At 38.0% G+C, this 26,224-nt stretch carries 18 protein-coding genes and 1 other annotated feature; all 18 genes read right to left on the reverse strand.

The window, feature by feature from the left end; genetic code table 11:
* Complete coding sequence (yqeH, locus tag NFR82_RS03655) at nucleotides 1-1,110, reverse strand: ribosome biogenesis GTPase YqeH (protein WP_251716937.1); 1,110 nt, start codon at nucleotides 1,108-1,110, stop codon at nucleotides 1-3.
* Nucleotides 1,103-1,627, reverse strand: coding sequence for a YqeG family HAD IIIA-type phosphatase (locus NFR82_RS03660; protein WP_251716938.1), 525 nt, complete (start codon nucleotides 1,625-1,627; stop codon nucleotides 1,103-1,105). The genes yqeH and NFR82_RS03660 overlap by 8 nt, the downstream gene beginning before the upstream one ends.
* A 104-nt stretch (nucleotides 1,628-1,731) precedes the next feature.
* Nucleotides 1,732-2,088: a 50S ribosomal protein L20 gene (gene rplT, locus NFR82_RS03665; protein WP_251716939.1), complete on the reverse strand. Its 357-nt coding sequence runs from the start codon at nucleotides 2,086-2,088 to the stop codon at nucleotides 1,732-1,734.
* 45 nt (nucleotides 2,089-2,133) lie between these two features.
* Complete coding sequence (gene rpmI / locus NFR82_RS03670) at nucleotides 2,134-2,334, reverse strand: 50S ribosomal protein L35 (RefSeq protein ID WP_251716940.1); 201 nt, start codon at nucleotides 2,332-2,334, stop codon at nucleotides 2,134-2,136.
* A gap of 20 nt (nucleotides 2,335-2,354) precedes the next feature.
* Nucleotides 2,355-2,888, reverse strand: coding sequence for a translation initiation factor IF-3 (gene infC / locus NFR82_RS03675; protein WP_251716978.1), 534 nt, complete (start codon nucleotides 2,886-2,888; stop codon nucleotides 2,355-2,357).
* 25 nt (nucleotides 2,889-2,913) lie between these two features.
* Nucleotides 2,914-3,024, reverse strand: a sequence feature (ribosomal protein L20 leader region).
* Nucleotides 3,025-3,132: 108 nt separating this feature from the next.
* A complete protein-coding gene (locus NFR82_RS03680) occupies nucleotides 3,133-11,268 on the reverse strand; it encodes a YSIRK-type signal peptide-containing protein (RefSeq protein WP_251716941.1) in 8,136 nt (2,711 codons plus the stop codon).
* A gap of 86 nt (nucleotides 11,269-11,354) precedes the next feature.
* The gene (locus NFR82_RS03685) at nucleotides 11,355-12,842 is read right to left on the reverse strand and encodes a glycosyltransferase (protein WP_251716942.1); all 1,488 of its coding nucleotides are present in this window, start codon (nucleotides 12,840-12,842) and stop codon (nucleotides 11,355-11,357) included.
* Entirely contained in the window at nucleotides 12,839-14,401 is a 1,563-nt protein-coding gene (locus NFR82_RS03690) for a glycosyltransferase family 4 protein (RefSeq protein WP_251716943.1), read from the reverse strand. Before NFR82_RS03690 ends, NFR82_RS03685 begins: the two co-directional genes overlap by 4 nt.
* A 223-nt stretch (nucleotides 14,402-14,624) precedes the next feature.
* Complete coding sequence (thrS, locus tag NFR82_RS03695; RefSeq protein ID WP_251716944.1) at nucleotides 14,625-16,559, reverse strand: threonine--tRNA ligase; 1,935 nt, start codon at nucleotides 16,557-16,559, stop codon at nucleotides 14,625-14,627.
* A 288-nt stretch (nucleotides 16,560-16,847) separates the two neighbouring features.
* Complete coding sequence (dnaI, locus tag NFR82_RS03700) at nucleotides 16,848-17,747, reverse strand: primosomal protein DnaI (RefSeq protein ID WP_251716945.1); 900 nt, start codon at nucleotides 17,745-17,747, stop codon at nucleotides 16,848-16,850.
* An 8-nt stretch (nucleotides 17,748-17,755) separates the two neighbouring features.
* On the reverse strand, nucleotides 17,756-19,102 hold the full coding sequence (locus tag NFR82_RS03705; RefSeq protein ID WP_251716946.1) for a DnaD domain protein: 1,347 nt from the start codon (nucleotides 19,100-19,102) through the stop codon (nucleotides 17,756-17,758).
* A complete protein-coding gene (gene nrdR, locus NFR82_RS03710; protein WP_251716947.1) occupies nucleotides 19,102-19,572 on the reverse strand; it encodes a transcriptional regulator NrdR in 471 nt (156 codons plus the stop codon). Before nrdR ends, NFR82_RS03705 begins: the two co-directional genes overlap by 1 nt.
* Before the next feature lie 2 nt (nucleotides 19,573-19,574).
* Nucleotides 19,575-20,177, reverse strand: coding sequence for a dephospho-CoA kinase (gene coaE / locus NFR82_RS03715; protein ID WP_251716948.1), 603 nt, complete (start codon nucleotides 20,175-20,177; stop codon nucleotides 19,575-19,577).
* The gene (gene mutM, locus NFR82_RS03720; protein ID WP_251716949.1) at nucleotides 20,174-21,004 is read right to left on the reverse strand and encodes a bifunctional DNA-formamidopyrimidine glycosylase/DNA-(apurinic or apyrimidinic site) lyase; all 831 of its coding nucleotides are present in this window, start codon (nucleotides 21,002-21,004) and stop codon (nucleotides 20,174-20,176) included. The genes coaE and mutM overlap by 4 nt, the downstream gene beginning before the upstream one ends.
* A gap of 8 nt (nucleotides 21,005-21,012) precedes the next feature.
* On the reverse strand, nucleotides 21,013-23,676 hold the full coding sequence (polA, locus tag NFR82_RS03725; RefSeq protein ID WP_251716950.1) for a DNA polymerase I: 2,664 nt from the start codon (nucleotides 23,674-23,676) through the stop codon (nucleotides 21,013-21,015).
* A 142-nt stretch (nucleotides 23,677-23,818) separates the two neighbouring features.
* Nucleotides 23,819-25,132 carry a UDP-N-acetylmuramate--L-alanine ligase gene (gene murC / locus NFR82_RS03730; protein ID WP_251716951.1) on the reverse strand — a complete coding sequence of 438 codons (1,314 nt, stop codon included), beginning with the start codon at nucleotides 25,130-25,132 and terminating at the stop codon, nucleotides 23,819-23,821.
* 90 nt (nucleotides 25,133-25,222) lie between these two features.
* Nucleotides 25,223-25,870, reverse strand: a complete 648-nt coding sequence (gene ytpR, locus NFR82_RS03735) for a YtpR family tRNA-binding protein (RefSeq protein ID WP_251716952.1) — start codon at nucleotides 25,868-25,870, stop codon at nucleotides 25,223-25,225.
* 17 nt (nucleotides 25,871-25,887) lie between these two features.
* Nucleotides 25,888-26,208, reverse strand: coding sequence for a thioredoxin family protein (locus NFR82_RS03740; RefSeq protein ID WP_251716953.1), 321 nt, complete (start codon nucleotides 26,206-26,208; stop codon nucleotides 25,888-25,890).
* Nucleotides 26,209-26,224 lie beyond the last annotated feature (16 nt).

Raw genomic sequence — 26,224 nt, forward strand, 5'->3', positions numbered from 1 at the left:
TTAAATTAAAGCACGACGAATACCTAAACCTATTTTATCAGGTGTATAAGTTTTTACGACACAACCTTCAGGAACTGTCACAAATCCAATACCACCAAACAATAGGTCACTCTTATATTTGGTCTTAAATTCTTGACCTTTTAATTCACCTAAATAATTTTCACCTGTTGGTGGTGTTAATAATTCACCAACATGATTTTTAAAGAATTCATCGGCCTTTGCTGTTTTGGTTCTATGAAGTTTAACTCCACGAGCAACATAAACAGTAAAGCTTGTTGATTCACCCTTAACATAATCGATTCTACCAAGACCACCCAAAAAGATAGTATTGCCAGGCAATAATTGGAAAGTAGCTGGCTTTAATGGTTTCTTAGGTGAGACTATTTCCAAATCCTTGGGTTTCAAGCGAGTTGCAATCTGGCTATCACTCATAATTCCCGGTGTATCAACTAAAAAGTGGCCATTTTCAAGTGGAATCTCAATTCTATCAAGAGTTGTACCTGGAAAACGTGAAGTGGTAATCAAATTCTTAATATCACCCATTTTGTCGATAATTGCGTTGATTAAAGTTGATTTACCGACATTAGTCATTCCAACAAAATAAACATCACGATCTTGAGATGCCTTATTCAAGTATTCAATCAAATCATCTAAATATTTTTGTCTTGCAGCACTAATTAAGAAAATTTTCTTTGGATGGAGGCCCATACGATTAGCTTCTTGTCTCATCCAATCTTTAATTTTACTTTGACGAGTGTTTAATGGAAAAAGGTCAAACTTATTTCCCACCAAAATGAATTCATTATCACCAACAAATCTTTTAAGTGATGAAAGAAGTGAATTTGAAAAGTCGAATAAATCAACTACATTAACAATTAACGCTTTTTTACTTGAAAGTGAATTAAGCAAAGCTAAAAAGTCATCATTGTTGAGATCAACTGGCATTATTTCATTGTAATGACGCAAACGAAAACATCTTTGGCAATATACATCATCTGTATCACCATTAATTGCCTTTTCAAGTGCACTAGCCGGTAAATACCCAGCTGCTTTGGGATCATCTGATTGAAGGATTGCACCACAACCTATACAAATAATTTCATCATCCATTTTTCAAAGTCTCCTTAAAAGTAACTCGGTGTGAAATTGATAAGAAGAAAAAGATAATCTTTTCAAAGAAACGATTAATTCTTGTATTCCATTTATCGGTCTCAACCAGCGGCTTAACTAAAACTGATTCAACGCCCGCCAAATTAGCAGCCTGAATATCTGTAATTAGCTGATCACCAACCATCATAACTTGATCTTTCTTCAAATTAAGACGCTCACGTTCTGCATTAATTGCAAAAGGTAACGGTTTTCTAGCTTTTGCAACAAAAGCAATATGATATGGATCTAAAACTTTTCCAACTCTTTCTGCATTATTATTGGAAATAACCACTAATTTAATTCCAGCTGCAGCAAGACGTTGATTAAGTTTATCCATTTCTTTAGCAGTTTCAAATTTATTCCATGCGAGCAAGGTATTATCTAAATCTGAAAATACTGCCTTAATGTTCATTTCATGCAATTTATCGGTATCTAAATGATAAATTGTATCAATCGTATATTTGGGTCGAAATAACATGCCCCATTCCCTTTCATTATTTATATTAATTTAATCTTATCAGAAAATTGCCCAAAATGATAAATTTAGGTATAAAAAAAACGCGCACATGACGCGTCTTTTTATTAGTTTAAAGCTTTTTTAGCAGTTTCAGCTAACTTAGCAAAAGTTTCTGAATCGTTGTAAGCAATATCAGCTAACATCTTACGGTTCATTTCAACACCAGCTAACTTCAAACCGTGCATTAACTTAGAGTAAGAAATGTCGTTTTGTCTTGCTGCTGCATTAATACGAGCAATCCATAACTTTCTAAATTCGCTCTTACGCTTTCTACGGTCACGGAATGCGTACTTGTAGGAAACAAACAATTGAGTGCTTGCTGCCTTAAATTGCATATGCTTTGCGCCACGGTAACCCTTGGCAAGCTTCATAACCTTCTTACGACGTCTACGTGTTACTGTTCCACCTTTAACTCTTGGCATCAGAAATTCCTCCTACTATCGTTTTAACGTTTTTGAATTCTTTAATTAACGCATTTGAGAAACCATCTGTTTGATGCGCTTCATATCGCTACGTGAAACCATAGCAGGCTTTCTCAAATGACGACGTTGCTTCTTAGTCTTACCGTGGAAACGGTGACCAGTAAATGCGTGATGACGCTTCAAACCACCATTAGCAGTTCTCTTAAAACGCTTAGCAGAAGCGCGGTGTGTTCTCATTTTAGGCATTTTCAAATTCCTCCAATTAACTACTTACTTTTTTTGTCCTTATCACTCTTAGGTGCAAGCATTAAGAACATTGAACGACCTTCCATCTTAGGCTTGCTAGTTACTGTAGCAATATCTGAAGTAGCTTCAGCCATCTTTTCAAGTACTTGTTGACCTAATTCCTTATGAGTGATTGCTCTACCTCTAAAGCGGATTGAAACACGAACTTTAGCGCCTTCTTTAGTAAGGAACTTTTGAACATGTTTCAACTTAGTATCAAAGTCGTTTCCTTCAATAGTTGGACTTAAACGAATTTCTTTGACACTAACCGTCTTAGATTTCTTACGGGATTCTTTAAGCTTCTTCTGTTGTTCGAAGCGATATTTACCGTAATCCATTATACGAGCTACTGGTGGCTTAGCGTTGGGTGAAATTAAGACTAAATCCAGACCTTCATCGCTTGCACGACGTAAAGCTTCGCTCTTAGTTACAACACCAACTTGCTCACCATCTGCATCAATTAAACGAACTTCGTTTGCACGAATTCTTTCGTTTAAAATTAAATTCCTTGGTATGACTCTTCACCTCCGTGTTAATTTGAGGACAAGAAAAAGGCGGGATAAGTAGCCCCGCCTTTAATCAACAGAAAATATCGATCAGCCTAGAGGTTAACTTAACTTAGGCGAGAAGCGGGCGCTTCTTCTTGTTCTCAACTATGATATTATACCTGCTCATTCTGATAACGTCAAGACAAATTAAAAGAAAAAGGAGATCACAATAATTTTGTGTGATCTCCTTTTCTCATTTTACGCAATTTAGTTATTTTTCATCTTTTTTGCGGCGTTTAGCTCCTGCTAGACCTAATAAACTACCAATACTTGCAATTAATAATCCAAACATTCCAGCTGAATTAGTATTCGATTCACCAGTTTGTGGTAAACGTTTTGCTTTATCGGCAAGAGAATTCTCATTGGCGTTAGGAACTTGAATGCCAGCAGCATGAGCGTAAATATCTTCAGCATTAGGTTGAGCGGTATTGTCAGTACGTTTTTCAGGGGAAATAATATCAGAACCTGTATTTGCTGGACAATTTGGCTTAGAAGTTGCACTAGAAGCAGCACTACTTGCAACACTTGATGAAGATTCCGAAGTTGCGCTAGAAGCAGCACTTGATGATGATCCTTCGCTTGATGCTGAACTTGAAGCACTTGAGTCAGCTGATGATGAGCCTTCGCTTGATGCCGAACTTGAAGCGCTTGAATCAGCTGATGATGATCCCTCACTTGATGCTGAACTTGAAGCGCCTGAGTCATCTGACGATGATCCTTCACTTGATGCTGAACTTAAGTTATCTTCTGCTTCACTCTTTGCTGCGCTTGCCTCACTATCAAAATTAAAGGAATCACTGGCAGCACTTGAAGCAAGGTCGGCATGAGTTTTAGAAGTTTCTTCGTCAATAATTGCTTGACTTGCAGCTATTGAAGCAGCAGTCGCAGCACTGCTTGCAAGAGAAGCAGCACTTGAAGCTTCACTAGCAAGACTTTCAGCCATTGAAGCTTCACTAGCCTTGTAGGCACTATCAGCTTTACTTGCTAAATCACCAGCAATACTTGCTTGTTCACTAGCAATACTATTTTGTTCACTAGCCGTTGATCGTTGAGTTACAGCATCACTGGCAGCACTTGAAGATACACTTGCGGCACTGCTTGCTACACTAGCTGCTGATTTAGCATTACTTGCGGCACTATTTGCTTTTTCGGCTGCACTAGCAACAACACTATTAGTTGGATGCTCACTAGCTAAACTTGCTACATCGTCGGCATTACTTTGAGCTGAACTTGATTGACTTGCAGCAGTACTTGAAAGATCAGCTGCACTTTGACTGTAACTGCCAGCAGCACTGGCTGCACTGCTTGCTGCTGATTCAGCTGAACTTGTATTAGTATGTGCGTCAGCGGCACTACTTGCGGCTTGACTTGCTGAACTTGCAGCAATTTCACCTCTAATTGCATCGCTAGCTTCACTCTTAGCCACTTCAGCTGTGCTACTTGCTTGACTAGCAATTTCAGCCATTGAACTTGCTACACTGGCAGCACTACTTGCCACACTGGCATGACTTTGCGCTATGGATGCAGCAGTACTTGCAGCACTTTCTGCACTCTTAGCGGCACTGGCAGCGCTGCTTGCTTTAGCAGCTGCGCTACTTGCTACGCTTGTATCACCTGCAGATGCAGCACTTTCTGCTTCACTCTTGGCATTTGAAGCAAGATCGGCAGCATTCTTAGCTATTGCGTCAGCTGAACTTGCATTCTTGTATTCGTCACTTGCTAAACTTGCTGCTTCTGAAGCGGCACTAGTTGCACTTGAAGCAGCAGTCGCAGCACTCTTAGCAGTACTTGCAGCATTTGATGCTTTGTCTGCAGCACTTGATACGAGTGAATTACTTGGATGGTCACTTGCCATTGAAGCTGCTTCGCTAGCTGTTTCACTAGCTTGACTTGCTGATGAACTTGCTGCACTTGTTGAGTCTGATGCAGCACTTTCATCTGAACTTGCTGACTTAGCGGCGCTACTTGCAATACTTGCATATGAACTAGTTTGAATTGCTGAACTACTTGTAGCACTTGATGCACTCGATGCCTTATCTACAGCATCACTAGCTTGACTTAAGTTATCTTCTGCTTCACTCTTAGCAGCACTTGCTTCACTATCAAAATTAAATGCATCACGAGCAGCACTTGAAGCAAGCTCGGCATGAGTTTTAGCAGTTTCTTCGTCAATAATTGCTTGACTTGCAGCACTTGAAGCAGCAGTCGCAGCACTGCTTGCAAGAGAAGCAGCACTTGAAGCTTCACTAGCAAGACTTTCAGCCATTGAAGCTTCACTAGCCTTGTAGGCACTATCAGCCTTACTTGCTAAATCATCAGCATTACTTGCGGCTTCACTGGCAATACTATTTTGTTCACTGGCAGTAGAATGTTCAACAACTGCACTGCTTGCTGCAGTTGAAGATACTACTGCAGCACTACTTGCGGCACTGGCAGCTGACTTAGCGTTACTTGCAGCACTATTAGCCTTATCAGCGGCACTTGCTACCACACTATTAGTTGGATGTTCACTAGCTAAGCTTGCTACATCATCTGCATTACTTTGAGCATCACTTACTTGACCAGTAGCTGTACTTGAAAGATCAGCAGCGCTTTGACTGTAACTTCCGGCAGCACTGGCTGCACTACTTGCGGCTGATTCATCTGAAGTGGCGTTTGTATGTGCATCAGCGGCATTACTTGCGGCTTGACTTGCGTTACTTGCAGCGATTTCACCTCTAATAGCATCGCTAGCTTCACTCTTGGCAATATCAGCTGTGCTGTTTGCTTGGCTTGCAATTTCGGCCATTGAACTTGCAGCACTGGCGGCCTGACTGGCAATACTTGCAGCACTGCTTGCCCTTCTTGCAGCACTTTGAGCAGTACTTTCTGCACTCTTAGCTACAGCTGCTTCACTTCTAGCTACGCTTGCCGCACTACTTGCTATAGCAGTGTTACCATCAGCAGCAGCTGAATCAGCTGCACTTTTGGCTATATTTGCGGCATTAGCGGCACTACTTGCTAAATCATCAGCAACTTTTGCAGCATCATAAGCTTCACTAGCAATGCTACTTGCTGAATCTGCATTAGTTTTAGCTACATTTGCTGCACTAGCGGCACTACTTGCACGCTTTGCGGCACTATTAGCCTTGACTGCAGCGCTTGATACTAAGGAATTAGTTGGATGAGCATCAGACATTGAAGATACTTCAGTAGCTGTATCACTAGCAGCACTTGCTTGACTGGCTGCTGAATTAGTATTTTCACTAGTTACAGTACTTGAGCTGTTCGCTTCCTTAGCTGAACTCGAAGCTTGACTTGCATAAGATTTAGTCTTTACAGCTGAAGAATCAGCGGCACTTGCGGCACCACTAGCAATTGCATCATCGACCACATTCTCCAAAATGTTATTAATTGCTTCACTCTTAGCGGCACTTGCTTGACTTTCAAAGTTCAAAGCATCTTGCGCATAGCTATTGAGAGTTGCAATTGATTTATTTGCTTCACTTTCATCTACAAGAGCCTGACTGGCAGCACTTGAAGCTACTGCTTCAGCACTTTGTGCTGCACTATTAGCCGCACTAGCTACAGCAGCTAAACTGACAGCTGCACTTGCATTACTTGCCTTATATGCAACATCAGCAGCGCTAGCAGCACTATTGGCAAGTTTTGCTTGTTCACTTGCAATATGATCTTGGTCAGCAGCAATTGAACGTTGAGTTGCGGCATCACTAGTAACTGAGCTTACATAAGATGCTAGACTTGCAGCACTACTTGCGGCTGAACTTGCAGCAGTTGCTGCACTTGAAGCTTTTGCGGCTGCGCTTGAAACTACTTCATTACTTGCATATTCACTTGCCATTGAGGCTACTTGATCGGCAATAGCCTTAGTATCTTCAGCAGTATGAGCAACTGAAGTAGATGCGCTATTTGCATTACTATTGTAATCTCTTGCTACACTAGCTGCGCTACTTGCAACTACTTCGTATGAGTTAACTGCAGTTGAGGCAGCAGAAGCAGATTTAGCAGCTTCACTGGCAGCACTGGCGGCACTTTCACCAACAATTGCTTCACTAGCTTCACTCTTAGCCACTTCTGCGTCGCTGGCTGCACTTGAGGCAATAGCTTGATATGAAGCAGCTTCACTGGCAGCACTTGAAGCGATTGAGTTAGCAAGGCTTGCAGCTTCACTAGCTACACTTGCGGCACTTGAGGCTTTTGCGGCATCTGAGTTAGCAGTTGAAGCGACGCTGGCTGCACTACTTGCAGCACTAGCATTTCCTTCTTTAGCAAAACTTGCTGCATCACTTGCGGCACTTGAGGCTTTTGCGGCTGCACTACTTGCAGTTTCACTGGCAGCATTTGCAGCCTCACTTTGAGTAGCAGCATCTTGAGCAGCTGAGCTTGCTACATCTGCGGCACTGCTTGCCCTAGTAGCGGCACTACTTGCAGCTTGGGAATCATTATTAGTTCTAGTTGCTGCACTACTTGCTAAGGAGTTGGTTGGGTGAGCACTAGCCATTGAAGCGACATCACTAGCGGTAGATGACGCTAAATCAGAGTTGATGCCTGCACTATTAGCATTATTTGAAGCTTTACTGTTTGCATCAAGAGCTTCTGATGCACTTGATGAAACAGCAGTTGAAGTAGCAGCTGTACTTGCGGCACTCGATTGAGCTTGGCTAGCTTGACTTGCAGCATTACTTGCATAGCTTTCTGCTAAAATTGCTTGATCAGCATCACTGGCAGCAACTGAAGCCGCTACACTGGCTACCTTTGCAGCACTAGCATAAGAATCTGCAGCACTAGCTGCGCTAGATGCACTTTCAGAAGTCTTCTTAGCATCTGATAATAAACTTGCAGCAGTGCTTGCAGCTTCACTGGCAGCTTGACTAGCTACACTTGCTGCACTTGCAGCTGATTGAGCATTAGCGATATCACCTAAAGCGGCATAACTACTTGCGGCTGCACTAGCACTACTTGCAGCGCTGGCGGCACTACTTGCCTTAGTTGCTGCATTACTTGCAGCACTTGTTAATGAATCAGCAGTTGAAGCTAAATCTTTAGCTGATTGAGCTTGAGTAGCTGCATTACTTGCAGCTGTACTTGATACTCCAGCTAAACTCTTTGCACTACTTGCGGCACTAACTACAATTGGATTATCTGAGTAAGAAGTAAGATCAGTACCTAATGAATCTGCTTGACTTGCGGCACTTGAAGAATATGAATCAGCTTCACTTGCACTTGAGTCTGCAGCACTACTTGCAGTCTTAATATCACTGGCTGCACTATTAATGTCTGTTTGAGTTTGATCAGTATTTGTCTTGTCAGCAACTGCTCCTGAATTTGCTTGACTGGCAGCTAAACTTGCTGCACTAGCTTGTTCTACATTAGTTTGAGCTGCACTTAAGTAATCCACAATCTTGTTTGCTTCACTGGTAAGTGAAGTTTGAGCACTTGCAATTGAAGCTAATGCTGCATTAGCAGTTGATTGAGCTAAGCTTGCAGCAGTTGCAGCACTTTGAGCTTCACTGTTTGCCTGACTAGCCTTGGCAATTTGAGCTTGGGCTTGAGATGCAGCACTACTTGCTAGTGAAGTATCACCAGTTGCTTTTGCAGTATCCACAATAGCTGCGTAACTTGCAGCTGCACTAGCTGCAGTTGAAGCTGCAGTACTTGCGGCTGCCGCACTACTTGCTTGAAGAGCCGCGGTATTTGCAGCCGAACTTGCAAGATCACTATTATCTGCAATTACCTTAGCATAGCTATCTGCATTAGATTTAGCTGTTGTAGCTTTGGTTAAATTGTCAGCTACAACTTTATTATCCGCATTTGCACTTGACAAATTAGTGAGACTAGTTAAATCAGTTGCTGCGCTAGCAATTTCAGTATTTGCGCTAGATACACTGTCCTTTGCACTTGAAGCTGCTGAACTTGTTACTGCTTGGTTAGATTGAGCATTACTGGTTGCGCTACTTGCCGCATTAGCTGAACTAGTTGCACTTGATGCAGCACTTGTAGCAGCTTCTGACTTAAGATCAATGTAGGCAGATGCAGCGCTGGCATAAGCTAAATCAATATCAGCAACTGCTTGTTGAGCTCTTTGCGCATCAGATTCAGCAGTTGAAGCTGCAAGCTGAGCGGCAGCAGCACTACTGGTTACGGCATTTACCTCACTAGCATAAGATGCTAGCTGTTGAGGCAGACTTGCCATGGAGTTATATAAAGTTTGATAATAAGGCGTTTGCATTGCAACTGCTGTATCAGAGGCCATATTATACATTAAATGCGCCATATTAACATTCCCAGCGAGAACATTTGCAGCGTTTGTAATAGCACCATTTCTGCTATTATTACCTGGAAGTACTACCCTTGTTGCCCTTGCAACACCACTTGAAGCTGCATTAATTTTTGCCCCCTGACTGGGAACATCTCCAGTTGCAGTAGATGAGATGTTATATGCACTACTTGCTTCATTAGCATAAGAGGCTAATTGATCTGGATACTGATCAACTAATTGACTAATTGCATTACTTTTAGTAGCTACTGAAGCGGTAGCACTAGAAGCAGCAGTTTGAGCACTACTTGCAGCACTTGCAGCACTTGTAATTGTTTCCTTAGCAGCTGCCACTTGAACTTCAAAGAGCAGGATTTGCGCAGCAACTAACCCTTCCTTCTTTGCAAATGCGCTTGCAGCTTCACCAATTCCTGCAAGTGCACTTGCTTCATTAGCAAGACTTTGAGCTACCCCAATTGGGCTTGAAGTGCTAGTTTTATCAAGAATTGGTGCCATATTATTAATTTGATTATTAATATTTGCAAAATCAGTATTACTGCTTGCAGCGGCACTCAAACTTGCATCCGCCTCACTAGTATTATTCTGGCTTAAAGCTTCAATAGCAGCAGTTAAATCACTAGCCTTTTGAGTTGCTGCACTGGTAGCACTATGCATAGTACTTTCATCAATAGCTGCATAACTTAACTGTGCGGCTGTTTCACGAGCTGAACTGGCAACATTGGAGAGACCTACAGCCAAACTAGCAACACTGTCGGCTGCACTAGACAAGGAATCTACCTTAGTTTCCGCAGGCTTTACAGAAGCGGCAGCACCAATTGGATATCCAGAAACTGTAATACCATTTGGATAGCTACTACTGTAGCTGCTCAATTCATTAGCTACTGAAGTCGCTACTGGTGCATTGCTGGTAGCCACACTTGCGATAGAATCTAGAGCAGTAGCTGTTTCACTAATAATGTCTGCCGTTAAACTAGTTGCAGTACTTGCAGCTGAAAGATACTGACTTTGAGCACTTTGGACAAAGCTAATAGTATCTTTTGCGTAACTCGCAACTAAAGCCATCGCACTATCAAGACTTGCACTTAAACTTTGTGCCAAACTCGCTTTTGAATCTACATTTGTCTCATTATTATATTTATCAACGGCACTGGCAATACTTGTAGCGAGGCTACTTGCACTACTTGCTGCTGCAGCTGCACTTGCCAATGAATCATTAATATAATCCGCAATTGTTATTGGATTTCCGTCGTCGTCTTCACTTTCATTATAAAGATCGGCTAAAGATGCCATATCATCTTGAACTGTAGCTGGTGGAAATCCGGTTAAAGTATAGCTTGAATCTGGTCCAATCGTAGAAAGTGAGTTTGTAATTTCTTGATCAAAACTAGAAATTGAATTAGCTACACTAGTAGCATTAGACAATGCAGTCGTAGCACTAGATAAATCTGCTTGAGTTGCATAACTTGTAGCAATTGATGCCATCGATTTAGCATTATCAACATATTGTGAAAAATCAGTGGTTTCAGCTTTTGATTCGCCTATTTGATCACTATTTGCTAAGTTATTATTATCAGTAAGAAGACTAGCAGTTTTTACTTCAAACGAATTAGTTTGAGTTGTAGCTTCAGCCGTCTTATTTGTATCTGTACTAGTAGCAGCAGTAGTTTCAGTTTCAGTATTCTTTGCTACTTCTTTATGTGCTAATTCATCTGTATCGCTATTTTGACTAGCTGGAGCGGCAGATTGACTATCTGCACTTGCATTAGCAGCACTTACTTCTTCATTAGCCACTGAATTTGCACTTTGAGGTGTAGCAGCTTCACTAGCAACAGTACCTTCACTAGCATGTGAAATTTGATCAGTTATGTGTGAGTCGTTGGCTAGTTCTCCTGCAGCATCAAGCGTAGCTTGGTCTACAGCAGCTGATTCTGGTTCTTTCACTTCATCAGCATGTACCAAGTCGGTATCATGAGATAAAAAGAAAAATGAACTAATCATCACGCTGGCTAAACCAACAGATAATTTTCGTAAAGAGAAAATCTCTTTTTTATGTAAGTCTCTTCTAGACATCAAAATTTCCCCTGTTCTTTATCTTAAGTAAATTTATTTATCTATCTAAAATAAATTAACATATTCAACAACTAAAAATAAAATATTTAGTCTATAAATTTATTCCATTGCTTCATGAAGTTAGCTTCAGAATTTTCTTTAGCTGTCTGAATTGCTCCTTGAGAAAGACTTGCGTATTCTTTACTATCACCCAAAAGCTCTAAAACTTTATTAGCCAAACCAACTGGTGTTGTCTTAACCACATTAAAGCCATTTACTCCATCTTTAACTAAGTTATTTCTAGTGTAGTTAGCAGCATAAGTTACAACTGGAATACCGCTTGCTAAAGCTTCAAGCATATTCATTCCGAAACCTTCACTACGACTAGCATTTAAGAATAAAGTTCCATCTTGTAAAACTTGCTTAGCTGGATCATAGGCTACAAACTCAACTTTATCAGTTAAATCTAACTTTTTAACTAGATCTTTGAGTTCTTTTTCATATTCACCACTGCCAAAATATCCTTGTAATTTCAGCTTAGCTTCAGGCAACTTATTACTGATATGTTTAAAGGCCTTGATCACATCGTCGGTATGCTTTTCAACAGCCAAACGACCAACATATACTAAATTAATTTCTTGGCTTAATTCTTTTGCCTTACCAGTTTTGACATAGCTATCAGGAGCAGATACCACTTGACTTTGCGCAGTCGTTAATTTGGCTACTTCATCAGCTTGATCTTGTGTAGGCAAAATTACATAATCAAATTCTTTACCATTTTCACCATTCACTGCGCGTTCGTAAACATCCATTAACCCTTGTTGTGGACGGTTATAGTCCTTAAATGGCACACTGTGAAGATAAGAAATTTTCTTGTCCGCATTTTCAACATTTAAGACTGAACTATCTAAAGTTCGACGGTCAGAAATAAATGTACCCGGTTCTTGGTTGTTAATTTCATTAAGGAAGAAGGTAAAGAGTTGATCTTCAGTTCTAAATTGCCAATCTCTTCCCTTATAATTAATTAACTTCCACATGGTTGGTAGTACTTTATCACCAATGTACATATGGGTTACTTCAATTGCTGGGCTACCATCTTGGCGTAAGTATTGCTGCATTGCAACTGAACCATCTGGATGGTAAGTTTCGACCATTGACTTAAATCCACGCCAGTCCCAATATTCTTTGACTGCAGTTTGGCCAAGTGAATCATAATATTCAATCGATCCAACTAGTCCAACAGTAGCTGGCATAACGCGAATTTCACCAATTTTTTTACCTTTATATTCGATATTAGAATAGTTATTATCTACTCCAACAATGTGGTAATCAGTGAGTGGAATACTATCAAGCAAACGTAAGGATTGTTCCTTGCGTCTAGTTTTAACTGTGCCTTGGAAGTAATCATACATGTTGATTACATCTTTTTGTCTTAAGCCATGCTTCTTAATTTCATTGCTGAGCATGCGGTTATAGTTACGCAGTAATAAGACAGCGCGCTTGTCATTATTATTAAAAGCATTCAATCTTTCAAATTGAGAGAATTCAGTTCCTGAATTAAAAGTAAATACGTTTTCTCCTACTAAATAAATCATTTTCTTACTGCGCCTCCCAATGTCTTTTCTGCATCTTTAATTAAATCTTGCCATGCATTCCACACATTCTCATCTGAGAATCGTTCACTAGTTTCATATGAGCCATCGCTAAGTTCTTGCATTAACTTCTTATCCTTAAAGATCTTGAGCATCTTCTCAGCCAAAGCCTTGTAGTCACCAAAGTCAACAATGTAACCATTTTTGCCATCAACGACGATATCATTTGGACCATAGTTAACGTCATAAGTTACACCGATTACACCATGTGATAAGGCTTCCATAACTGCTAAGTTAAATCCTTCCATTCTAGAAGTTAAACCAAAGACTTGAGCATCTTTTTCAACCTTGGCAATATCATTGGTATAGCCCTTAAAAGTTACAACGTCTTCAAGATTTAATTCCTTGATTAACTTTTCAATCTTGCGTTTTTCACCATAATTATTTGAAGAATCGGCATAACCATAAAGATCTAAAGTTACTTCTGGAACTTGATCATGAACAATTTTAACTGCCCGGACTAAATCATCTAAACGTTTTTCATAGGCAATTCGGGCAACGGCGATTACTTTACCAAAAGTACGTTTATCCATAGCAACGTGGTCTTCATTTAAGGTTTCATTATCAACAATCCCAACTGGGATGGTAAACATTTTGGCCTTAGGTTTGAATCTTTCAATCACATCATTTGTTTGACGTTGAGTTGCTGAAACCACAGAAGAATAACGATCAAGATTTGCCAAAGCATATTCATAGTTATTATTAACAATTGAATGAAGTGGATCTTGGGCATCCCCCGCTTGTGAATTATGTAAGTGCATAACTGTATAAGCTGGTTTCTTCAATCTAGTTAAAGCACCATCTGCCAAAAGCGAACGGTCAAGGATAAAGATATTATTACCTTTTTCATTAATTCGATTTAGGAAATGTTCGAATAATTCATCAATGGTATCAAAAGTATGAATTTCACCATTCTTTTCTTGCAACCACCAACCGGTTTTAACTAACTTGTGGTGAATATCAAACTTATTGAATGTTCTAACTACAGTACGACCATCAGGAGTTAACCATTCTTCATTACCAATTTTATTATCGGGTGTATACCACTGAACTAATGATCTAAATCCACGTGAATCATAATGATCAACGCGGTAAAGATTGCCGTATTCATCAAACAATTCAGTTGATACTACTTGACGATCATGAACTGGATCATAATTCACACGAGCAACTAATTTCCCATTAGCTGCATTGGTAACTAAATAACGATTTTTATCTGTTTCATCTTCTCGGTTGGTATTAACAACGCCAAAATCCAAATCATCAACTGTTAAGTTCTTGGCAGATACCTTAGTTGCATCTTGGAAATAATCAAACATTCCTAATAAGCTATCATCATCTACCCCAGATGCATTTGCAGTTTGGTGAAGAGTACGATTCCAATCACGTGCAATAACTTTAGCTGGTTGATTATGATTTTTAAATAAATTCAATCTTTTTATCTCTGCATGTTCAATCCCAGACTTATGATCTGGCATTCCAAAATTAATAAAATATATCATTTTCTCTCTCCTAACATCTATTGTTCTTGATTCAGCTTAAACATAAAGATGTGTAATTAGTTCAATTGTATTAATTTATAGTAACCCTATTTTATTTAATTTACACTAACTTATATTTTACCGATATTAAAAGTTAAATGCAAAATATATGCGTTTGAACAAAATACAACCAAAAAAAGTAGTTCTCTGACAGAGAACTACTTTTAATCATTTAAATTATCATTTAGTTATTCTTACGTGAGTAGGACTTAACATCAGAATCAATTTCATTGATAAAGTCATCTAAACTCTTAGATATTTCTTCGTCAGTACCGTAACGACGTACGTTAACGTTATTTGACTTCATTTCTTCATCACCTAATACTAAAGTATATGGTACCTTTTGAGTTTGTGATTCACGAATCTTGTAACCAAGTTTTTCGTTTCTATCATCAACTTCAACTCTAAATCCACGCTTAGCAAGTTCAGCTCTTACCTTTTCAGCGTATTCGCCATGAGCTTCATTGTTAACTGGGATAATCTTAGCTTGAACTGGAGCAAGCCAAGTTGGGAAGGCACCCTTGTAAATTTCAGTAAGGTAAGCAATGAATCTTTCCATAGTACCAACAATACCACGGTGAATCATAACTGGACGGTGTTCTTCACCATCTTTACCTACGTAAGTCAAACCGAATCTTTCTGGAAGCATGAAGTCAAGTTGGATAGTTGACATAGTTTCATCATTTCCAAGAGCAGTCTTAGTTTGAATATCAAGCTTAGGACCGTAGAATGCTGCTTCACCTTCTGCTTCAACGTAATCAAGACCAAGATCATCCATGGCTGCCTTAAGCATTGATTGTGAAGTTTCCCACATTTCGTCATTTGCGTAGTACTTGTCGGTGTTCTTTGGATCACGGTATGAAAGTCTGAAGTAGTAATCGGTAATATCAAAGTCCTTGTATACGTCCATGATTAACTTCAATACCTTAGCAAATTCTTTACGAATTTGATCAAGAGCAACGAAAGTGTGACCATCATTCAAAGTCATTTCACGTACACGTTGAAGACCTGACAAAGCACCTGATTTTTCGTATCTGTGCATCATACCAAGTTCGGCGATACGGATTGGTAATTCACGGTATGAACGAATGTGGTGCTTATAAATTTGGATATGTGAAGGACAATTCATTGGACGAAGTTCAAGCATTTCGCCGTCACCCATGTCCATTGGTGGGAACATATCATCACGGTAGTGTGCCCAGTGACCTGAAGTCTTGTATGCATCAACATTCATAAGTACTGGAGTGTATACGTGTTCGTAGCCATCGGCAACTTCTTTATCAACGATGTAGCGTTCTACAACACGACGAATGGTTGCACCCTTTGGCATCCAGTATGGAAGACCTGCACCAACTTTTGGATCAACGAAGAAGAGATCAAGATCACGGCCAATAGTTCTGTGGTCACGTTCTTTAATTTCTTGACGACGCTTAAGATCAGCCTTTAAATCAACTTCTTTAAAGAATGCTGTACCGAAAATTCTTTGAAGCATTGGGTTTGATGACTTACCCATCCAGTAAGCACCAGCAACTGACAAAAGCTTAAAGTGCTTAACTTTACCAGTGTTAAGCATCAATGCGTCAAAGCCAAAGTCAATAAAGTCACCAAGCTTGTAGGCATCAACCATTTCACCTTCTTTTTCAAGAAGAGCCATCTTGTAATCGTCATCTTTGAATTCTTCTTCAAGTTCTGACTTAGCAATTAAAACGTGTTCGATCTTTTCGCCATTCTTAACAACTTTTTGCATTGCCTTTTCAAGTTCTGGTAATTCAGTAATCTTGATTTGGTCTTCTTTATCAGTATCTACGTAAAAGCCGCCATCGTCAGCTACATGGTCACCCAACTTAAGTTCTGGGTATTTACGTTTTGCAACAGCTTCAAAAATAAATGCAGCAGTTGCACGTAAAACATCAGCAGCTTCTTCATCCTTATCAGTAAGGATTGCTACTTCACTATCCTTATCGATTTTATAATCAAGTGGCTTAATAACGCCGTCAACCTTACCGGCAATTGCTGCCTTACCAAGTGAAGTGGCAATACTATGTGCAACTTCAGCAACAGTTAAACTATCTTTAAATTCTTTTTTTGAGCCATCTGGCAAAGTAATTGCAAAACTCATAAAAGTTACCTCCAAAACAAAAAAATCCCAGTGCTCAACAGCACTGGGACGTTAAATAGCGTGGTTCCACCCAAATTTAGACTCGTTTAATTTAATAATTTAAGTCTCTTTAATAGATCTATAACGGAATCTAACCTAATATGGACAAATATAATTTGGGTGAAGAAGGTGGGGTTCCTTTTGATGAAAGACTTCCAGAACTAGATCTTTCTCTCTGAGTTAAAAGGAATCATGTCTCCTTCATTAACTGCTATTATACCCTCTCTTGAAATTGATGCAAGAAGAATTTTAAAATTCTCTTCTATTTGGTCCTGATACCACAACTTCTTTTGCAAGATATCGCACTCTTTGCATCAGTCTTGCTGCTTTAACTGGATCAATTGCATTTCTAGTTTCAGCAAAGTGTTCTTCCAATCTTTCAAAATCAAAATTTGAAGAGAAGAAAGTTGGCAAAGAATTATCCATTCTTGCCTGCAAAATTACCCCTAATACATCATCACGTGACCATTGACTTAAGCTTTCTGCACCAATATCATCTAAAATTAATAAATCACAGTCAGAAACTCGGCGAATCTCTTTTTGCAGACTATTATCTTCAAAGTGACTGGTTAAACCTGCAATAAAAGTTGGAACATGCAAGAAAATTACTTGCTTGCCCATCGCAGCAATTTGATTAGCTAAACCTGCTAAAATGTAAGTTTTACCAACACCAAAATTACCAGATAAATATAAACCTTGCTGATGTGGATTCTTTGTGTATTTAGCTAAGAACGTTTGAATATCTGCCATTACAGACTTTCTTTCATCACTAAAGTCAATTTCACTTAGCTTAACATCATGAAGTCTTTCAGGAAGATCGATCAATTCTAAATGTCTTTTAGTTGAAAGTTCACGGTCTCGATCTATCTTTTCTTCAGTAGGACGGTAGCGAACATCAATCACATTTCCATTAATAAACAATTCAGGTTGATAGCCATCCATAACCTTATTTTTAGAAATTAGCTGCATATGATATTCGAATAAGTTGGTAATACTCGAGGTAATCATTTTTTTATCAATTTTGGCCTGATTTTTTGATAAAAATTCGCGTACATTAGGATCGTTTAACACTTCAGTAATAATTTCATTCTTATCACCTAAATTACGATCTTTTAGAATTTTATTGATAACCGCACCAATCGATTCCATTTAATCACCTACTTCATTCCACTTTGATCTTCTAAATTCTTGAAGAAATTCTTCAAATCTTCTGAGTTAACCTTATTGTCAATCTTAGCCTTTTTCTTGCTCCAATCTGTTCCTTGTTCAACTCGCTTAGGTTTTGTATTGCCGTAATAGCGCTTGGGGCGTTTAGCATCTTGATTTCTTTTCTCTAAATATTGTAATGCTGTCACTGAATTAGTCACACCATGCTGAAGCCAATCATTGGCAATCTTGTAAGCTAAACTTGGCGTTAAAACAGAATCATAACGTAAGCATGCATAAGTCAAAACATTAATCATATCTGAAGGTAAGCCATATTGATTACCTAAATTATTTAATATTTGCTTTTCTGCAGCTGTTGCAAAGCCGCCCTTCCGTTCTTTCAAGCGATACAAAAATTCTGCTGGAGCCAAGCTGTTCGCATTTTTTAACAGAGTCTGATTATCTTGAGAAAGATTATTAGGAACCTTAACTGGTTCTTTATTTTTCTGCAAATTGGACTGAATATTCTGACGCGTCTTATCCGAACGATAATTATCAGCAATTAAACGTTCAATTTCACGAATATCAAGTTCATTTTTTCCATGAAGACTTGGTAAAGTTTCGTTAATAAATTCCTGCTCATTCAGGCCATAGATCTGCATCAAACCAAGAATTTGATTTTTATTCTGTTCAACTTCTTTAGGGGAGATTTGATACATTTCAAATTGATCTTTCATAAAGTCCCAGTCGACATTATCGTTTTCATTAATCTTAGCTTGTGCAACATCTTGAATGTTATTCTCTACAGCAGCATTTTGAACATCCATTGATGGACTAATTGCCTCATCCCCTGGCAAACGAAATACATCTAAAAAGGAGGCTGAGACATCTTTTGCATTTCTAAATGGCTTTTGATTTTGTTTGGCCTTCTTTGCAAAATAATGACTAAGATCATGAAATTCACCAATACCAACTTTTTCTTTCAACAAACTAGCAAGAAGAGGAGTTGCAAAAAACTCCTTTGCACTTGGAACCTTCAAAAGTTGAAAAACAACAATTTGGTTGACTGTATTTTCAACTAAATAAGTTTTAACCAGGCCCACTCCTTCTAGCTTATGTAAAGATGCAGATAAATCTTTTAATCCACAATCAATTTGCTCTTGAAGAGAATATATTCCCTTTGAATCAGATAGAATTGCAGTAGGATCAAAATCTTGAATTAAAGTTTGGTATAAAGCTATTCCAGTTGCTCCAACTAACGGCTGATATAGCTTAATCAAAATTTCTAAATCTTGCGGAAAAATTTCTACTCGATTAGATACAGAAAAAGGTTGTTTGGGATCCGTTATCTCAAACATTAATTATTACCCTTCTCTCTTTTAGCCATCATATCTTCCATTGTCTTCATAAAACTAGACATATCCTTAAATTCACGATAAATAGAAGCAAAACGAATATATGCAACATCATCAATTTCGGCTAAGTCATCCATGACAAATTGACCAATCTTTTTGGATGAAATTTCGCTCACGCCTTGTTTTCTAATTTTATTTTCAACATCATCAACTAAGCGTTCAAATTGTTCACTAGAAATTGGACGTTTTTGACCAGCGGCCATGACTCCGTGCATAATCTTTTTCCGACTAAATGGTTCACGAGTTCCATCATTTTTTATAACTAATAGAGGTGCGGTTTCTACTCTTTCAAAAGTTGTAAAACGAAAACCACAATTTTCACATTCTCTACGACGTCTAATTGCACGATTTTCATCACTTGGACGTGAATCAATTACTCGTGAAGCATTTTGATGACAATTTGGGCATTCCATAATTAAACCTCGGCTTCGATCTTATTTAATAAATTATCTAACTTTTCATATAAATCATTTACTGTACCACTATTAGAAATAACATATGTAGCTTTCACTTCTTTTTCTGATAATGGCATTTGACTATGAATTCTAGCTATTGCTTGCTCTTTAGTCAAATTATTTCTTTCCATTAAGCGAGTTATCTGCATCTTTTCTGGAAGAGTAATTACTAGAACTTGATCACACATCTTTTCAGCATGACTTTCAAATAATAGAGGAATATCTAAGATAACTAGTCTACTCTTTTTTGAAATCTCTTGCTTGATTTGCCTATTAATTTCTTCATGAACCAATGGATGAGTTATCTTATTTAAAAGCTCTAACTCATTTTGATCATTAAAAACTAGTTGTCCCAGTTTCTTTCGATTAATGGTTTGATCAGAATTTAAATATTCTCGACCAAATTGATCTTTAATCTCCTTCCATGCAGGTTTTCCAACTTGATATAAATCATGAGCTATTTGATCTGCATCGATAATGGGAATTCCTTTTTGTTTTAAAAAATGATCAGCTGTACTTTTTCCAGTAGCAATACCGCCAGTTAAGCCTAAAATTAACGTCATTTATAAATCACCTGACATGTTGGACAAAATACGGTACCTCGGCCATTTACTTTGATCTTTTCAAGGGTATTGCCACAGACAGGACACTCTTCACCACCATGGCCATATACTTCAAGATAATTTTGAAAGCCACCAGCTTCCCCATTTGCATCTAAATAAGTATGAACAGTTGTACCATGCTTTTCTATAGCCAGTTTTATTTCTTTATTGATAACTTTTCTTAATTCAGAAATTTTATCATCAGGAATTTTATTGGCAATACTTAACGGATGAATTTTACTTTTCCATAAAACTTCATCAACATAAATATTGCCTAAACCTGCAATTATAGTCTGATCAAGTAAAGTATTTTTGATATTTTTCTTTTTCTTTTTAAGTTCACTAATGAAGTATTGATCTGTAAACTCTGCGGAATTTGGTTCAACTCCCAACTTCCCAATTCCAGTTGTTTGACGCTCTGTACCTGTATCAATTAGCTGCATACGGCCAAACTTCCTCACGTCATTATACCTTAGAGCTGTTCCATCAGTAAATTCAAACTCGACATGGTCGTGCTTATCCTTTGGTGCATCACTCAAAACTAAATGATACTTACCTTCCATTCTTAAATGAGAAACAATAGTTAAGTTATCACTCAATCGAATCAGCAAAAATTTGGCGTAACGGTCAACATCAATGATTTTTTTTCCTTTTAATTCGGAAACAAATTTATCACGGTCGCCAGTTACAATATTTGGATACCATAGAGTAACTTTTTTAATTATTTTTCCTTTAACTAAAGGGATTAAACTTCGTCTTACTGTTTCAACCTCTGGCATTTCTGGCATCTAATCACCTACTTTGCATCGTACCAAGTATGACCCCAACCTGAATCGGCAACTAACGGAACATCCAATTTAACTGCTGATTGCATTACTTCCGGAACGATCTTTTTCATTGTTTCCAATTCATCTTTTGGTACATCAAAAATTAATTCATCGTGTACTTGCAAGACCATCTTAGACTTCAAATGCATCTCATCAAGCTTCTTTTGCATATTAATCATCGCAATCTTGATAATATCAGCAGCTGAACCTTGAATTGGTGAATTAATCGCTGTTCTTTCGGCAAATGATCTTACATTGAAGTTCTTAGCGTGAATATCTGGAAGATATCTTCTTCTATGCATAATAGTTTCTGCATAGCCTTTTTCACGCGCTTCTTTAACTGCCTTATCCATATATGTTCTAATTTCTGGATATTGTTCAAAGTAATTGTCAATAAATTCCTTGGCCTGCTTTCTTGAAATGCCAAGATTTTTGGCCAAACCATAATCAGAAATCCCATAAACGATTCCAAAGTTAACAGCCTTAGCGTGTCGACGCATAAGTGGAGTTACTTCATCTGGTGAATCTAAATTAAAAATTCTCATTGCAGTATGTGAGTGAATATCGTAACCAGTCCTAAATGCTTCTTGCATATTCTTATCACCTGAAACATGCGCAAGAACACGTAGCTCAATTTGTGAGTAATCACATGAGAAAATATAGCCATCTGATTCAGTTGGTACAAATGCCTTACGAATCTGCTTGCCTTCTTCGGTTCTGGTAGGGATATTTTGTAAGTTTGGATCAACAGATGATAATCTTCCTGTTGCTGTAAGTGTTTGGAGATAACGAGTATGAACACGACCATCTGATTGAATTACATCAAGAAGCCCTTTAACGTAAGTTGATTGAATCTTAGCAATTTGACGATAGTCAAGAATCTCGCTAACAATTGGACTTTGCGTCTTTAATTTATCTAAAACTTCTACAGAAGTAGAGTAACCTGTTTTAGTTTTCTTAATTGGTGGGAGATTTAACTTTTCAAATAAAATATGTCCCAATTGCTTAGGCGAATTAATGTTAAATTCTTCTCCAGCTTGTCGATAAATCTTATTTTCAAGTTCAGTTAAACGAACTGCAAAGTCATTTTCAAGTTGCTTAAGTGTACTTGGAAGAACCTTCATACCGGTGATTTCCATTTTTGCCAATACAAAAGCTACCGGAATTTCAATTGCGTCATATAAGTCATCTTGTTCATGATCTTTCAACTTCTTCAAAAGTTCTGGCTTTAATTTATCAATAACACTAACTTTAGCAGCTAAATGGCGATACAATTCTTCATCTTCTGGAATAGCTTGCTTTTTACCTTTTCCATAAACTTCAATATCGGTCTTAACTGAGTAATCATCATAAAGGTGAGCAACTTCACCAACATCATTAGGATTGTTTTCGTTATTTACAAGATAAGATGCAAGAAGCATATCGTAGTCGATTCCACCTACTTCAACATCAAGTCGGTGCATCCCAACGAAAGTACGCTTAAGATCAAAAACATTCTTTTTGATTGTCTTATTTTCAAGAATTCCCCTTAAAGGTTGCTCATTTAAAAGTGCTAAATCTTTAGAAACATAAACCTTGTCATTAACCTTAAGACTAAAGCCGACAAATGGCGCAAGATGATAATTATCACCTAACATTTCTAAATAAAAGGCAATTTCTTTAGTTGAAAGATTTTCAAGATCGGCTAAATTATCTGTAGTTAATTCAATATATTTATAATTTTCTGTTCCAGTACTTTCTTCTTCAGCATCTGGATCTTGATCAAGTTGGGCTAAAAACTTCTTAAAACCTAGCTTTTCATATAAAGTTCTTAGTTTTTCATAGTCAACGTCTTTAATCTTAGTATCAGCTAAAGTTACTTCTACTGGTGAATCACGATCAATTGTTGCTAACTTTTTAGCTAAGAAGGCCTTATCCTTATCATTAATCAGATTTTCCTTAAGTTTGGACTTCTTCATTTCATCAACGTGCTCATACAGCCCTTCAACTGAACCATACTTTTGAATAAGTTTGGAAGCAGTCTTTGGTCCAACCTTAGTAACGCCAGGATAGTTATCTGAACTATCACCCATCAAAGCCTTCATATCAATGAATTCAGTTGGTGTAACACCATTTACTTCTTTCATGTGTTCTGGAGTATAAGCTTCTGTGTCACCAACACCGTTTTTAGTGATTAAAACTGTAACCTTATCTGAAGCAAGTTGAGTTAGGTCACGATCCCCGGTTACGATATCAACATCATATCCGGCCTCTTCACCCATTTTTGATAAAGTACCAATAATGTCATCTGCTTCATAATTCTTTAATTCATAACTTTTAATTCCTAAATCGGCAAGTAATTCCTTGATAATTGGCATTTGTTCAAGAAGCTCACTTGGAGTTTTTTGGCGACCTCCCTTGTAATCTTGGTACATCTTCGTTCTAAATGTAACTTTACCTGCATCAAAAGCTACCAAGATATTAGTTGGCTTGACTTGCTTTAAAATTTCGTCAAGCATGTTCTTAAAAGTATAAATTGCATTGGTATGCAAACCGTCTGGACTAGTAAAGCGATCAAGTTGACGGTATAACGCATAAAAGGCACGAAAGGCCACTGAATTTCCGTCAATTAAAAGTAATTTCTTTTGTGCCATAATATCTCCTCTATTTTTTCAATTGAAAATTTCTCTATTAACTATTTTACCAGTTTTAATCTATGGTTTCAGTTTCTTAATATAAAAGCAAAAATAAGGACACCAAGAAACTCTTGGCATCCTTATAAGATAAAATTGTTAATTAAAGTAACTTTTCGTATGCATCTTCATACTTAGGGATATCTCCAGCTCCCATGAATACAACAACGGCATTCTTATGCTTAGTCAAATCTGCAATATTATCGAGGTCGATTACTTCTGAATCAGGAATATTAGCAGTTAAGTCTTCACTAGAGATATCACCATTTGCTTCACGAGCTGAAGCATAGATTGGAGTGATATATGCTTTATCTACCCCACGCAAAATTTCTTCAAAGTCCTTTTGATATTTCTTAGTTCTAGAGAATGTATGAGGTTGGAAAACAACAACCAATTCTTTATCTGGGAACTTCTGACGAGCTGCTTGAATTGTAGCCTTCATTTCAGTTGGGTGGTGTGCATAGTCATCGATAACTGCAATATCGCCAAAGTCTTTTTCACTGAATCTTCTCTTGGCACCCTTAAATGTCAAAAGTCCCTTCTTAATATCTTCCATTGGTACTTTTTCAGTATATGCGACCGCAATTACGGCTGTAGCATTTAAAATACTGTGATCACCAAATAATGGAATTTCAAATCTACCTAAATCCTCACCATGAGTTACAACATTAAAACTTGAACCAGTTGTTGTCTTTTCAATCTTAACAGCTTGAAAATCATCTGTATCACTGAAACCATAAGTGTATTTAGGAATATCTGTTTTAAGGCTTTGAAGACGCTTATCATCGCCCCAAACAAAGAGTCCCTTCTTAGTTTGATCAGCAGCGGTTTGGAATGCGCTGGTGTAATCATCTTGATCCTTAAAGTAATCAGGGTGATCAAAGTCAATGTTGGTCATGATTTGATAATCTGGGTGATATGCTAAAAAGTGACGACGGTATTCATCTGCTTCGTAGACAAAAAAGCGTGACCCTTCAACTCCCTTACCGCGACCATCACCGATAAGATATGAAGTTGGTGCAATTTCACCAAGAACGTGAGCTAAAAGACTAGTAGTTGAAGTCTTACCGTGAGTTCCGGCAACACCGATACTAGTGTGCATTTGCACAATTTCTTCAACAGTATCTGGATATGATTGCCATTCAACACCTTTATCCATACAAGCAGCAACTTCAACATTATCTTGCTTAAATGCATTACCTTTAACAATTACTTGTTCATCATTACTCTTGATATTATTTGCACTAAAGTTTTTAACTTCAATACCAGCTTTTTCAAGTGGTACTTGAGTGAAAGTGTACTTCTCAATATCACTTCCGGCAACTTTATAACCAAGGTCATGTAAGACTAAGGCTAAGGCAGCCATACCTGTACCTTTGATACCAATGAACCAAATTTGTTTATTTTTATCTAACATAATAATTTTCTCCAAAATATCGCAAAATACTCGCTTATCATTTTACCATTTTTGGGCAAAAAAAGAGTCTCATTTCGAGACTCAATTTTATTATAAAGTGATTTTTCCGCTAACGATCAATTCATCGCATTTAGTTGGTTCAAATTCGTCCCCAACTTGGAAATCATCTGGAACAACCATAATACCACGCTTTTGAGGTGCATGTGGCAAACCGAGTTCGCGAGCTGAACAAATCATACCGTATGAATCAACACCGCGAAGTTCACCTGGCCAAATTTGTTGGCCATTTGGCATCAAAGTACCTGGTAAAGCTACAACAACTTTTTGTCCTTGAGCAATATTTGGTGCACCACAAACGATTTGGTGTTCTTCACCGTCACCAACTTCAACAGTTGTTACGTGAAGGTGATCTGAATCTGGGTGTGATTCACAAGTCTTAACATAACCATATACCAAAGTTGGCTTGCCATATTCAAGCTTGTCGTCAAAGCCTGCATCTGCAAGCTTCTTGTTCAAAGCATTAAGTTCTTCATCATTAAGCTTAACTTGTCCGTTAGGCAACTTATCGTAATCAATTATCTTATCAACATCAAAGATATTAAAACCAGTTACGTTACCATCTTCGTCAGTTACGCGAGTGACACCGTCTTTTTCTTCAAACTTACTTTGACCCTTACCTTGTGCCAAGATAACAATTAAAGTATTTGGATAAGCTTGTTTATTAATGCTAGTGATCATTTCTTTTTGTCTCCTCTTTAGTCAAGTGACCGCAAGAAATTTTCTACTTGTTCTTTTGTTTTACGGTCCTTATTTACTAGTCTACCAATTTCTTGTCCATCTTGGTAGACAACAAATGAAGGAATTCCCATAATCATTAATTCTTTTGCAATATCAATTGAACCATCGCGGTCAATATTATAGAATTTTGCATTTGGAAAATCCTTTTCGATCTCTGGCATAAAAGGATCTAAGAAGCGGCAGTCTGGGCACCAATCCGCAGAAAATTCTAGGACAACGCGTCCATCCTTAATAATCTTTTCTAAACCTTCATGATCTAATTCTTTGATCTTTTCCATTTTTTGTCCACCTCTA

It is taken from the genome of Lactobacillus agrestimuris, from assembly GCF_943193025.1.
In the GTDB taxonomy this organism is placed as follows: Bacteria; Bacillota; Bacilli; order Lactobacillales; family Lactobacillaceae; genus Lactobacillus; species Lactobacillus agrestimuris.